The sequence below is a fragment of the Roseateles noduli genome (genome assembly GCF_050626985.1).
In the GTDB taxonomy this organism is placed as follows: Bacteria; Pseudomonadota; Gammaproteobacteria; order Burkholderiales; family Burkholderiaceae_C; genus Roseateles; species Roseateles noduli_A.
Genome location: NZ_CP192463.1, coordinates 3,264,094 through 3,276,849, shown reverse-complemented (window position 1 = coordinate 3,276,849; position 12,756 = coordinate 3,264,094). Strand labels below are relative to the sequence as shown.

Genomic DNA, 12,756 nt, shown 5'->3' with positions numbered 1-12,756 from the left:
CATCGAGAACATCAAGGAGACGACGATGAGCAGCAAGGTACAAGACCTCTTCGACCTGACCGGCCAGGTGGCGCTGGTGACGGGCGGATCCCGCGGCCTCGGGCTGCAGATCGCGGAGGCGCTCGGCGAGGCCGGCGCGACGCTGATGCTGAGCTCGCGCAAGGCGGGCGATCTGGAGGAAGCCGTGGCGCATCTGAAGGCGCGCGGCATCGCGGCGCAGTTCATTGCCGCCGACGCCTCCGACGAGGCGCAGGCGCGGGGCATCGTCGACCAGACGCTCGCGAAGCTCGGCAAGATCGACATCCTCGTCAACAACGCCGGCGCGACCTGGGGCGCCCCGGCGGAGGACCACCCGGTCGAGGCCTGGGACAAGGTGATGGACCTGAACATCCGCAGCCTGTTCGTCATGAGCCAGGAAGTCGCGAAGCGCAGCATGATCCCGCGCCAGTCGGGCCGCATCATCAACGTGGCCTCGATCGCCGGCCTGGGCGGCAACAGCGGCATGATGAAGACGATCGCCTACAACACCAGCAAGGGCGCGGCGGTCAATTTCACCCGCGCGCTGGCCGGCGAATGGGGCGTGTACGGCATCACCGTCAACGCGCTGGCGCCGGGCTTCTTCCCCAGCAAGATGACCAAGGGCCTGATGGCGGCGATCGGCGAGGAGAAGCTCGCCGAGCACGCCCCGCTCAAGCGCATCGGCGATGATGAGGACCTCAAGGGCGCCGCCCTGCTGTTCGCGAGCCGCGCCGGGAAGCACATCACCGGGCAGATCCTCGCGGTCGACGGTGGCGTCTCCGCCGTCCACGGCAGTTGATGGCTCCTCCCCCTACGCGCTTCGCGCGCCCCCCACCGGGGGGCGAGCCCGAGAGCCCGGCAGAGCCGGATCTCCGGGCTCCGCTTGGCTGGGACGGCGTCATGCTGGCGTGGGCGCCTCTGCCCGTGATTCGAGGTTGCCGTGACTGAAAAGCCGTCGTTGAAGTTCCCCGTCCACATCCCCTTCGTCCAGCAACTGGGTTTCGAACTGGTCCGCATCGACGAGGGCGAGGCCGAATTGCGTGTCGACATCCGCGAGCCGCATCTGAACTCGTGGGCGGTGGCGCACGGCGGCGTGCTGATGACGCTGCTGGACGTGGCGATGGCGCACGCGGCGCGCAGCGTGCACCGCGACCAGCCGGGCTTCGGGCCCGGCGTGGTGACGGTGGAGATGAAGACCAGCTTCATGCGCCCCGGCGAGGGCGCGCTGCGGGCCGTCGGCCGGCTGCTGCACCGCTCGACGACGATGGCCTTCTGCGACGGCGCGGTCTACGGCGAGGACGGCAAGCTCTGCGCCCATTCGACCGGCACCTTCAAGTATCTGAAGGCGCTGCCCGGGAAGGGCCGCAGCCTCAAGGCGCTGCAGCGCAGCGAGGACTGAGCCCGTCGGCCCGAGGGCTCATCCTTGCGCCGTGCTCCGGACCGACCGGAGTCGCTCGGTGGCGGAGTTCCGCGCCGGCAGTGGAGGGGGCGTCGGATCCTCGTCCGCGACCAGCCGGCGCACGACATCCAGTGCGATGCCCAGATGACGGACGGTCTCGGGCGCAAGCTCGAGCGGGGCAGCGGGGCGCCTCGAGACGAGCACCATCTTCGCCTCGATCATCGACTGGCGTTCCGCCGGCCTGAGGTGACCCGGCGGCACGGCGACCAACGCGCGCGCGATGGCGATCGCATCCGATGACGAGATGGCGCAGCGCGGGTGTTGACCCTCGTCGCCGGCGCGGGTCTGGAGCCAGGCCATCGGCGCGCGCAGCGCATCCACCGCTGCGCAGACCTGCTGAATCGTCGCGCCGAGCGACGATCGCGGCGTCGCCATGTCGAGAGGCACGCCTTGACGACGCATCTCCATCGCGTCCGCCTTGTGTTTGACATGGACCGGATCCGCCAGACCGGCGGGCGCGCGGCGAGCTTCGGCGAACACGTAGTTCGAGCCCTCGACCTCGTCCGGGCCCTCCACATAGATCGCGCCCTCGAAAGGACTCGCGTCCAGGGCGGGGTCCTTGCCATCGCGAGGCTGCAGGGAGGCCGGGCCCTTGGCGACGACCAGGGATTCGGGGCGCTCGTAGATGCCCCTGTCGCGGCGGGGAAGGACGTCGTGGTCCTTGCTGCGGCGGGGCGGAATGACGTCGTCGTTGTCGCCGCGGCGCGGAGGAACGGCATAGTCGTGGCCGGTGCGGCGCGGAGGAATGGCGTACTCGTGGCCGGTGCGGCGCGGAGGAATGGCGTACTCGTGGCCGGTGAGGCGGGGCGGCACGTCATAGACCGATGAGTCCGTGCTGGCCGGCGCCGGCGCGACGGGCACCGGCGGTGTCCGGGGCCGCAGCCGCCGCGGCTTCGAACAAGGCCGTGGCGACAGCGCCTCCTCGACCGCCGCCATCATCGGCTTCGGCTCGATGTGACGCGCGCCGATCACGCACATCAATCGCAAGGCGATGTCCACAGGGCAATCCTGCGGCAGCACCAGGGTCCGCGTCGGCCCGCTCAGGCGCTGCATCAGGCTGCCGGTCAGCCCGTCCAGGAGGCGATGCGGCACCGCCGACAGATCCAGGGTTTCCGGCTTGCGGACCAGGGCCTTCTCGATCAGCCGGGCCGCGGCGAGGGCCTCCTTCCCGTGCTTCTCCTTTTCGATCCACTTGCGCACCTGAGGATCTCTCGGCGCCTGCGCCGGCCCGTCATTGCCGCCGAGCCAGGAGGGGAGATGGGAGCGACGGAAGATCTGCGACATGGTGACGTGGCGTAGGGCTGGAAGGACGATGTCAGTCGACAGCCGCGGGCCGCGGTTCTTGACACGAATCTGCAGGTCGCCTCAGAAAAAGCACGCTCGTTCTTTTCTGTCACCCGAGGGACGTGAAGGGGGAAGAGGGCGTGGTTCAATCGTCGGCATTCCGTCACGGATCGTGGCCGGGTTTCCGCCCGCGATTCCCTTTCATGAGCCATGCGCTGACATGGATCCACAACGACCGAGGAGCCCCCGATGAGCCAAGTGAACCGCCAGATCCATCTGGTGTCCCGCCCGACCGGAGAGGCCGGCACTGACAACTTCAAGCTGGTCGAGCAGCCGATCCCCGAACTCGCGGACGGCCAGGTGCTGGTCCGCAACCATTACCTGAGCCTCGACCCCTACATGCGCGGCCGCATGAACGAGAGCAAGAGCTACGCCGCGCCGCAGCCGCTGGACGCGGTGATGATCGGCGGCACCGTGGGCGAGGTGGTCGCGTCGAAGAACCCGCACTTCGCCGTCGGCGACAAGGTCGTCGGCATGGGCGGCTGGCAGGAGTACCAGCTCGTCGACGCCAACCAGCGCGGCGTGCTGCAGAAGGTCGACACGACGCATGTGCCGCTGTCCGCCTACCTGGGCGCGGTGGGCATGCCCGGCGTGACCGCGTGGTACGGCCTGGTCAAGATCATCGATCCGAAGCCGGGCCAGACGGTGGTGGTCAGCGCCGCCAGCGGCGCGGTGGGCGGCGCGGTGGGCCAGCTGGCCAAGGTCCGCGGCGCGCGCGCGGTGGGCATCGCCGGCGGCGCCGACAAGTGCCGCTACGTCGTCGAGGAACTCGGCTTCGACGCGTGCATCGACTACAAGCAGCACGCCGACCTCAAGTCGCTGTCCGCCGCGCTGAAGGCCGAGTGCCCGGACGGCATCGACGGCCACTTCGAGAACGTCGGCGGCATGATCCTCGACGCCGTGATGCTGCGCTCGAACGCGTTCAGCCGCATCGCGATGTGCGGAATGATCGCCGGCTACAACGGCGAGCCGATCCCGCTGACGCTGCCGCAGCTGATCCTCACGAACCGGATGAAGATCGAAGGCTTCATCGTCTCCGAGCACATGGACGTCTGGCCGGAAGCGCTGAAGGAACTCGGCACGCTGGTCGCGACCGGCAAGCTGAAGTTCCGCGAGAGCGTCGCGCAGGGCCTGGAGAACGCGCCCGAGGCCTTCCTGGGGCTGCTCAAGGGCCGCAACTTCGGCAAGCAGCTGGTGAAGCTGATCTGATGGTCGGCCCGCGCTGGATCAACCAGCCCTTCGACGAGCTCGGCGTCCGGGGCCTGTACCGCGCGCTGCGCCTGCGCGCCGAGGTCTTCGTCATCGAGCAGCGCTGCCTCTACCTCGACCCCGACGGGCTCGACGAGCACGCCTGGCATCTGCAAGGACTGGGGCAAGGACTGGGGCAGGGCGTGGACGGCGCGGAGGCACTCCTGGCCTACGCGCGTCTGCTGCCGCCGTCGATCGGCGACGGCTCGGCGCGCATCGGCCGCGTCATCACGGCGTCGACGGCCCGTGGCGGCGGCCTGGGCCGCGCGCTGATGAGCCAGGCGCTGCGCGAATGCCAGAAGCTCTGGCCGGGCCAGCCGGTCGAACTCGGCGCGCAGGCCCACCTGCGGGAGTTCTACGGCAGCTTCGGCTTCACGCCGATCTCGGACGTCTACGACGAGGACGGCATCCCCCACATCGACATGCGCAAGGACGCGACGCCATGAGCGGCCCCACCCACGAGTCCCCCCATTCCGCCGGCCTGCCGTCGGCCGACGACCTCGTCCTGCATCACTACAGCAGCTCGCCGTTCGCGGAGAAGGCGCGGCTGATGCTGGGCCTCAAGGGCCTGGCGTGGCACTCGGTGACGGTGCCGATGGTGCTGCCCAAACCCGACGTCGTGGCGCTGACCGGCGGCTACCGACGCACGCCGTTCCTGCAGCTCGGCGCGGACATCTACTGCGACACGGCGCTGATCGCCGAGGTGCTGGAAGGCCGTCGTCCGACGCCCAGCCTGTACCCCGCGGCCGTCGCCGGCCACGCGCGCATGCTGGCGCAGTGGGCCGACACGGACCTGTTCTGGACCGCGCTGCCGTATGCGATGCAGCCGGCGGGCGCGACCGCGCTGTTCGCCGGGGCGCCGCCGGACATGCTGAAGATCTTCGTCGCCGATCGCAAGGCGATGAGCGAGGGCATGCCTCAGGTGCGCGGCGTCGACGCCGGCGCGGCATTGACGCAGTACCTCGAGTGGCTCTCGTCGATGCTGTCCGACGGCCGGCCCTGGTTGCTCGGCGACGAGACGAGCATCGCCGACCTCAGCGTCTATCACCCGCTGTGGTTCGTGACCCGGACCGGGCCGCTGGCCGAGATCTTCCAGCCACATGAGGCGCTGCGGGCCTGGATGGGCCGCGTCGCCGCGATCGGTCATGGCGAGCGGGCCGGCAAGCTTGACGGCGCCGCGGCGATCGCGCTGGCGAAGGCCTCGACGCCGCGTCCCGCGCGGGTCGAGGAGGGCCTGGGCTTCGCCGCCGGCGACGCCGTGACGGTCACGCCCTACGACTACGCCCGCGACGCGGTCGCCGGCACGGTCGTGGGCCTGAGCTGCCGCACGGTGACGCTGGCCCGCGAGGACGAGCGCGCCGGCCAAGTGCACGTGCACTTCCCGCGCATCCGCTACACGCTGAAGCGCGCATAGCCCGATCGGGCCCGCGAAGACGGGCCCGCGACGACGGGCCCGGGTGCCTGCGTGGCACGCAGGACAAGAACGCATCAAGGAGACAAGCGCATGAAGGACTATCAAGGCAAGACCGCGGTGATCACCGGCGCGGGCTCGGGCTTCGGGCTCGAGGTGGCGCGCATCGCCGCCGCGCGCGGCATGAACCTGGTGCTGTGCGATGTGCAGCAGGACGCGCTCGACCGGGCCGCGTCGGAATTCGCTGCGCACCCGGTGCTGGCGCAACGCGTCGACGTGTCCAAGGCCGACCAGATGGAGGCCCTGGCGGCCGCGGTGAAGGCGCGCTTCGGCGCGCCGAACTTCGTGTTCAACAACGCCGGCGTCGGCTCGGGCGGGCTGATCTGGGAGAACGCGCTGTCGGACTGGGACTGGGTCCTGGGCGTCAACCTGATGGGCGTGGTGCACGGCGTGCGCCTGTTCACGCCGATGATGCTGGAGGCCGCCGGCCGGGATCCCGCATGGCAGGGGCACATCGTCAACACCGCCTCGATGGCCGGCATGCTGAACCCGCCCAACATGGGCGTCTACAACGTGTCCAAGCACGCGGTGGTGTCGCTCAGCGAGACGCTGTACCAGGACCTCGCGCTGGTGACGGACCAGGTGCGCGCGTCGGTGCTGTGCCCCTTCTTCGTGCCCACCGGCATCACGCAGAGTCATCGCAACCGGCCTGCCGACGGACCCGGGCACCTGGGCGCGGACAAGCCGACCAAGAGCCAGCTCATCTCGCAGGCGATGACCGACAAGGCGGTCAGCTCCGGCAAGCTGACGGCGGCGGACGTCGCGCGCCTGGTGTTCGAGGCGATGGACGAGGAGCGCTTCTACATCTTCAGCCACCCGCAGGCGCTCAAGGGCGTGCAGACGCGGCTGGAGGACGTGATGCAGCTGCGCAACCCGACCGATCCGTTCGAGGACAAGCCGGAGATCGGCGCGAAATTGCGGGCCTCGCTGCGCGGCTGAACCGGACGGCGCACGGCAAGGTGTCGGAGACACCTGACACTTCTGACAGGGACCTCCCCCGGATGCGGGAGAGCCCTTCCCCTGTCGCGGGAGAGGCGGGCCCACAATCCTTGCGTGGTCCTGTTCGCACTCCCCCGACTTCTGCGCGCGCTGCCGCGCCTGCTGCCGATCCTGGCCGCGGCCGTGGCGGCGTGGCTGGCATTGGCGGGACAGGGGCACGCCGATCCGCGTGACTGGCTGACGGCCGAGGAGCGCGCCTGGGTGGCGCAGCATCCGGTGCTGCGGGTCGGGGGCTCGGCGAGCTACGGGCCGTTCACCTATGTCGACGAGGAAGGCCGCCTCACCGGCCTGTCGGTGGACTACGCGCGGCGCTTGATGGAGCTCACCGGACTGCGCTTCGAGTTCCAGCCGCCGCGGCCCTTCGCGGACAACCTGGACGCGCTGGCGGCCGGCACGCTCGACGTGCAGATGTCGCTGCGCGAGACGCCGGAGCGCACGCAGCGCTTCGGCTTCACCCGCCCCTACATCACGGTGCCCGCGGTGCTGCTGCGCCGCGCCGGCGCGGGCGACGACCCGCTGCGTCCCGGCGAGGCGGTGGCGGTGGCGCGCGGCTACGCGGTGGCGGAGTTCCTGCGCGACCGCTACGCCACCAATCCCTTGCAGGTCGAGGTCGACGACCGCACGGTGCTGCGCCGGCTGGCCGGCGGCGAGGTCGGCGCGGCGGTGATGGACCTGGCCGGCGCGACCTACCTGATGCGGCGCGACGGCATCGGCAACCTGCGGGTGGTGGACGACATCGGCTACGCGTACGGACTGGGCATCGGCTACCGGCGCGACTGGCCGATGCTGGGGCGCATCCTGGACAAGGCGCTCACGCGCATCGGCGACACCGAGCGCCAGGCCATCGCCGACCGCTGGATCACGCAGGACACGGCGGCGATGCGCTGGCAGCGCCGCGCGCTGTGGGGAGTGGGTGTCGCGCTGGCGCTGGTCGTCGCCGGGCTCGGCGTGACGCTGCTGTGGAACCGCGCCTTGCAGCGCCAGGTGCGGCTGCGCGGCGAGCTGCTGCAGCGCGAGCTCGGCGAGCGCATGCGGCTGCAGGACGTGGACCAGGCCCGCGAGCTGGCCGAGGTCACGAGCAAGACCAAGAGCGAGTTCCTGTCCCAGGCCAGTCATGAGCTGCGCACGCCGTTGAACGCGGTGCTGGGCTTCAGCCAGTTGCTGGCCCACGATCCGAAGCGGCCGCTGGACGATGTGCAGCAGTCGCGCCTGCGGCACATCGACGAGGCGGCCAAGCATCTGCTGGTGCTGATCGAGGACATGATGACGCTGTCGCGCGTCGAGGCGAACACGCTGACCGTGCAGTCGCTGCCGCTGCAGGCGGGGCCGGTGCTGCGCCGCGTGGTGGAACTCGCTCAGCCGGCGGCGGCGGCGGCCGGCGTCGACCTGCAGATGGGCATGACGCCCGAAGAGGACAGCACGCTCCCGCTCGTGCAGGCCGATCCCATCCGGCTGGAGCAGGTGCTGCACAACCTCATCTCCAACGCCATCAAGTACAACCGGCGCGGCGGCTGGGTGAAGGTCCGCGCCTGCGCGGAACCGCGCGGCTTCCGCATCGAGGTCGCCGACAACGGCATCGGGCTGAGCCCCGAACAGCGCTCGCAGCTGTTCCAGCCGTTCAACCGGCTCGGGCGCGAGGACCAGCCCGGGCACGGCATCGGGCTGGTCATCTGCAAGCAGCTCATGGAGCGCATGGGCGGGCGCATCCTCGTCGACAGCGAAAGCGGACAAGGCTCCCGCTTCACGCTGGAGCTGCCGGCCGTGCCGGCAGCGGCGTAGTCCTCGACGACCGGCGAAGCCCCCGACGACGTCGCTCCCGCCACCGCGGCCGACCTTGCCTCGTCTCCGGTCCCGTCACTCCCGCCACATGCGTCCGCTCCAGTCGGAGAAGGTCTTCAGCCGCTGCGCCTCGGCACCGTGGTTGCGCGCGGAGATCACGCTCCAGGTGATGTACTGCTCGCTGGTCCAGTCGACCCATCCGCCCACCAGGTGCGGCTGGCCCTTGCCGTTCAAGGGCAGCGGTGTCCGCTTCGCGTCGAGGCAGAAGCGGAAGCCCGACTTGGTCTCCGGCTCGCTGCCGAACAGCGCGTTCGGGTCGCAGCGCCGCCACTGCTCGTAGCTCGTGTTCGCGTACATCGCGTTGTAGAGCGAGATCGAGCTGTTGATGAACATCAGGTGCAGTCCCGGCGTCACGTCGTCCAGCAGCCGGAAGCGCGACTTCTCCCAGCTCTCCGGCCCGCGATCGACGACTTCGCCCACGCCCAGCTTGTGGATCGCCAGCGACGCGCGGCTGCGGTGCCCCTCGTTGCGGAACAGGTCGGTCGGCGCGGCGGGATCCGGCTTGTTGAAGGAGAGGGTGGTGTTGGCCAGTTGCGCCAGCTTGGTCCGCACCTGGAAGTAGCGCGCCAGGTGAGAAGCGGAGACTTGCGACGGTGCCTTCGCCGTCATCAGGTCGTCCACCACCGCCGTCGTGAAGCCCATGTGGTACGGCCAGTCCATCGGCCCCTCCGAGGCCCCGGACCAGCCCGGGTTCACCGTCATCTGCAGCTGGTACCACTGGTTGGTGCGGTAGTAGGAGGTGAGGCGCGGCTCCCACGAGAAGTAGAACTCGCGCTTGCCCTGCGGCGTCTGCTCGTCGGCGTAGAGCATGTGCGGCGCCATGTAGAACACGCTGGGCCAGCTGAACGGCCAGCCGCGTTTCTCGCCTTCGCCCACCCATTTCCCGCTGGCGTCCTTGCGGCCGCGGAACCATGGCGCGGGACCTTCCAGGCCGTACTCGTGCGCCAGCTCCCACTGCTTGACGCCCATCCAGTGGATCGTCCCGAACATGGCCCGCTCGATGAAGGCCTCCTTGCTGTAGCCGGCCCTGGCGTTCGGATACAGCGCGCTCGCCGACGACTGCGTCGAGGGCGACAGCAGGGCCTGCAGCTTGCGCCCGCCGATCTCCGCGCCGTAGGGCTGCGACGGATTGGACGACACGCGGCTGCCGCGACCGCCGCCGACGAAGTCCAGCGTCTTCATGCCCGGATCGGTCAGCCAGTACATCGCCCGTTCGCGCTGGTCCGCGCTCAGGTGGCTCCAGTCGCCGTACACGCCGTTCGGATTCTTGTTGGCGGCCAGCCAGTCGGCGATGCGCTTGACCACCTTGATCGGGTTCGAGCCGTCATCGCCCTGGGTCTCGAACAAGCCCTGACCCTGGCCCGCGTCCGGCGTCCAGATGTCCAGCGGATGCGTGATGGGCAGCCAGGCATTCCAGTCGGGCAGTTGCAGCGGGATCGGCATCTCGCGCGTGTTCAGCACCTTGCCTGGGCTCGGATCCATCGCGGCATCGAGTTCGGCCTGCGTCACCGCGGCCGTGCTGCCGGCCGCCTTGCCGACGAAGACGTTGACGAAGGACTTCGCGTCCGGCAGCACCGCGTCGATGCCCGCGCCGGCCGCCCATTCGACCGCGGGCCTGCTGTCCAGCCCGGGGCCGGGCTGGTACGGCGGATTCCACGGCGTGGCCTGCGGCACGTGCGGCACCTGCGTCAGCGCCGCGCGCAGGTAGGCGGCGATCTGCCGGCCTTGCGTCTCGCTCAGGCCGTGGAAGCGCGAGCGCTGGACGATCGAATGGTTGGAATAGTTGAAGTACTGCAGGTCGCGGCCCGTCGCGGCATGGCAGGACGCACAGGCGGCGCGCATGCGGCTGTTCACCACCGGCGACTTCAGCAGCAGGCCCGAAGCGTTCCACAGCGCCTTGCCCGCGTCGGCATCGGCCGTCCAGGTGCGGCCGGCCTGCTTCTCGACGGCGATGTCGGCCCAACGGCGCGGATTGGTCGCGAGGTTTCGCCCGCTCGCGTCCTGCAGCTGCAGGTCGAGGATGCGGAAACCGTTGGAGTTGCCGTCGGTGCCGTTGAAGCGGAACTCGATGCGGTTGGTGGCCGGCATCGCCACGAGGCGCGCCCGCGCGGTGCTGTCCAGCGGCACGCGGAAGCGGATGGTCAGCAGCCCGCCGTTGACGCCGCCGTGTGAGCGCTCGACATCGTCGAGCTGGACGCCGGTGTCGCTGATCGGGATCCACGCGGCGGCGCTGGTGTTGTTGGCGTTGGCGGCGCCGACCACGCGCAGGCTGCCGGCGATGGGCGTCAGCGGCTTGCTGAGCGCCTCGAACTCCGGTGAGTTGTAGAAGCCGCAGCGGTGGCAGCGCACCACCAGCTGGGTGGCGGTGGAGAGCGAGGCGGCATCGAGCGACAGCTCGGCGCTGGCGATGGTCGGCGCATCGGGAGCGCCGGCGCCCAAGACCTCGATGGGGAGGGTGAGCGTGGGAGGCGGCGCCGGGGACGGTGCAGGTGCAGGTGCCGGGGCTGGGCTCGGCGCCGGAGACGGGGCCGGTGAAGGCGCGGGAGCTGGAGGTGGCGCTGGCGAGGGAGAGGGAGAGGGAGAGGGGGCCGGAGAGGGTGCCGGCGACGGCGCGGGTTCCGGCACCGGGCTGGGAGCCGGCGCCGGCGCGGACCCCTGTGTATCGGTCGGGTCCTTCGACGGGCCTGCCGCGTCCCCACCGCCGCAGGCGCTGAGCAGCACGCTGAAGGCCAGCGCGATCGTGGTCGACGCGGCCGGGCGCTTGCCGAAGCTCGGGCGGTGGGAAGGGTGCATGCGCTGCTCTCTCTGGCGTTTGTGGGGAACCGACGCGGCCGACAGCGGCGCGACTCGAATCGATCCATTTTTTCGGTGAGCTGACAGCGGTTCCAACGCGCAGGCGCAAGAGCTGCAATCAACGGTAAGCGCGGCGATTCGCCGTACCTCTTCCGGGTGGGGCGGCCACGGCACGGCTGCGCCCGGGGGCCGCCCGATCGCCCGGATCCGGGAGATCCGCGACCGTCTGGCACACTGCGCGGCCTTGCGCAGTACCCTCCATCCCATGCCCATCTCCGAATCCCCTCGTCGCGTCGCCGTCATCGGCGGCGGCCCCGCCGGCCTCATGGCCGCCGAGCGTCTCGCCCGTGCCGGTCTCTCCGTCGACCTCTACGACGCCATGGCCTCGGTCGGCCGCAAGTTCCTCCTGGCGGGCAAGGGCGGTCTGAACCTGACGCACTCGGAGGCTCGCCCCGATTTCGATTCGCGCTTCTTCGAGCGCCAGCGCCAGGTCGGCGCCTGGCTCGACCGCTTCGACGGCGAAGCCCTCCGCGCCTGGGCCCAGGGCCTCGGCGTCGAGACCTTCGTCGGGACATCCGGGCGCGTCTTTCCGAGGGACCTCAAGGCCGCGCCGATGCTGCGTGCCTGGCTGTCCCGACTGCGCGCGCAGGGCGTGCGCTTCCACATGCGGCATCGCTGGCTGGGCTGGGACGCGGCGGGCGCGCTGCGCTTGCGCTCGCCCGAAGGCGAAACGACCGTGACCGCGGACGCCGTCGTGCTCGCGCTGGGCGGCGCCTCGTGGCCGCAGCTGGGGTCCGACGGCGCCTGGGCGCCGCTGCTCGCCGAAGTCGGCGCGACCGTGTCGCCGCTGCGCGCCGCGAACTGCGGCTTCGATCTCGGCACGACGCGTGACGGCGCGGCGCCGGGCTGGTCGCCGTTCTTCGCCGAGAAATTCGCGGGCCAGCCGGTCAAGCCGGTGGCGCTGACCGCCGAGGGCATCGACGGCCGGCGCTTCTCGCGCCAGGGCGAATTCGTCGTGACGGCGACCGGCATCGAAGGCTCGCTGGTCTACGCGGCGTCGGCGCTGCTGCGCGAGAAGCTCGAGCGCGACGGCGAAGCGCTCGTGCACCTGGACCTGCTGCCGGGCCGCGACGCGGCCTGGGTGCTGGAGCAGGTCGCCCATCCGCGCGGCTCGCGGTCCTTGTCCTCACACCTCAAGAGCCGACTGAACATCGAAGGCCTGAAGGCCGGCCTGCTGCACGAGGTGCTCACGAAGGACGAGTACGCCGACACGGCGACGCTGGCCCGCACGCTGAAGGCGCTGCCGCTGCGCCTGCGGGCGGCGCGCCCCGTCGCCGAGGCCATCAGCACCGCGGGCGGTGTGACGATCGAGTCGCTCGACGAGCGGCTGATGCTGAAGGCCCGACCCGGCGTGTTCATCGCCGGCGAGATGCTGGACTGGGAAGCGCCGACGGGCGGCTACCTGCTGACGGCCTCGATGGCCAGCGGCCTGGTCGCCGGGGACGGCGCGGCGGCATATCTGGGTTGAATCGGTGGCGTGAGCCGCATTTGACGAAATACGGCTCACCGGATGAGCCGTAAATGC

Annotated in this window: 10 protein-coding genes; 8 read left to right on the top strand and 2 right to left on the bottom strand. The window is 70.5% G+C overall.

The genetic code is table 11. The features are described from left to right. Window positions 1-25 precede the first annotated feature (25 nt). Together ACQ4L4_RS14285 and ACQ4L4_RS14280 are read left to right on the top strand one after the other, a co-directional pair. Window positions 26-817: an SDR family oxidoreductase gene (locus ACQ4L4_RS14285; protein WP_431104812.1), complete on the top strand. Its 792-nt coding sequence runs from the start codon at window positions 26-28 to the stop codon at window positions 815-817. 141 nt (window positions 818-958) lie between these two features. After that, entirely contained in the window at window positions 959-1,417 is a 459-nt protein-coding gene (locus ACQ4L4_RS14280; RefSeq protein ID WP_431104811.1) for a PaaI family thioesterase, read from the top strand. Window positions 1,418-1,435: 18 nt separating this feature from the next. Here the strand turns inward: ACQ4L4_RS14280 and ACQ4L4_RS14275 are convergent, their stop codons facing one another. Further along, entirely contained in the window at window positions 1,436-2,677 is a 1,242-nt protein-coding gene (locus tag ACQ4L4_RS14275; protein WP_431104810.1) for a hypothetical protein, read from the bottom strand. 333 nt (window positions 2,678-3,010) lie between these two features. Here ACQ4L4_RS14275 and ACQ4L4_RS14270 point away from each other — a divergent pair, with 333 nt between their 5' ends. The 5 genes from ACQ4L4_RS14270 to ACQ4L4_RS14250 all read left to right on the top strand — a co-directional run bounded on the left by ACQ4L4_RS14270 (window position 3,011) and on the right by ACQ4L4_RS14250 (window position 8,318). Continuing rightward, complete coding sequence (locus tag ACQ4L4_RS14270; RefSeq protein WP_431104809.1) at window positions 3,011-4,030, top strand: NADP-dependent oxidoreductase; 1,020 nt, start codon at window positions 3,011-3,013, stop codon at window positions 4,028-4,030. Further along, a complete protein-coding gene (locus ACQ4L4_RS14265; RefSeq protein ID WP_431104808.1) occupies window positions 4,030-4,515 on the top strand; it encodes a GNAT family N-acetyltransferase in 486 nt (161 codons plus the stop codon). Before ACQ4L4_RS14270 ends, ACQ4L4_RS14265 begins: the two co-directional genes overlap by 1 nt. Continuing rightward, on the top strand, window positions 4,512-5,483 hold the full coding sequence (locus ACQ4L4_RS14260) for a glutathione S-transferase family protein (RefSeq protein ID WP_431104807.1): 972 nt from the start codon (window positions 4,512-4,514) through the stop codon (window positions 5,481-5,483). The genes ACQ4L4_RS14265 and ACQ4L4_RS14260 overlap by 4 nt, the downstream gene beginning before the upstream one ends. Before the next feature lie 90 nt (window positions 5,484-5,573). Further along, window positions 5,574-6,479 (top strand): SDR family oxidoreductase, encoded by a 906-nt coding sequence (locus ACQ4L4_RS14255; protein WP_431104806.1) that lies wholly within the window; start codon window positions 5,574-5,576, stop codon window positions 6,477-6,479. 114 nt (window positions 6,480-6,593) lie between these two features. Beyond that, entirely contained in the window at window positions 6,594-8,318 is a 1,725-nt protein-coding gene (locus ACQ4L4_RS14250; RefSeq protein WP_431104805.1) for an ATP-binding protein, read from the top strand. Window positions 8,319-8,393: 75 nt separating this feature from the next. Here ACQ4L4_RS14250 and ACQ4L4_RS14245 read toward each other — a convergent pair whose 3' ends face one another. Then, window positions 8,394-10,817, bottom strand: a complete 2,424-nt coding sequence (locus ACQ4L4_RS14245) for a hypothetical protein (protein ID WP_431104804.1) — start codon at window positions 10,815-10,817, stop codon at window positions 8,394-8,396. 619 nt (window positions 10,818-11,436) lie between these two features. Between ACQ4L4_RS14245 and ACQ4L4_RS14240 the strand changes: the two genes are divergently transcribed. Next, a complete protein-coding gene (locus tag ACQ4L4_RS14240) occupies window positions 11,437-12,699 on the top strand; it encodes an NAD(P)/FAD-dependent oxidoreductase (RefSeq protein ID WP_431104803.1) in 1,263 nt (420 codons plus the stop codon). Window positions 12,700-12,756 lie beyond the last annotated feature (57 nt).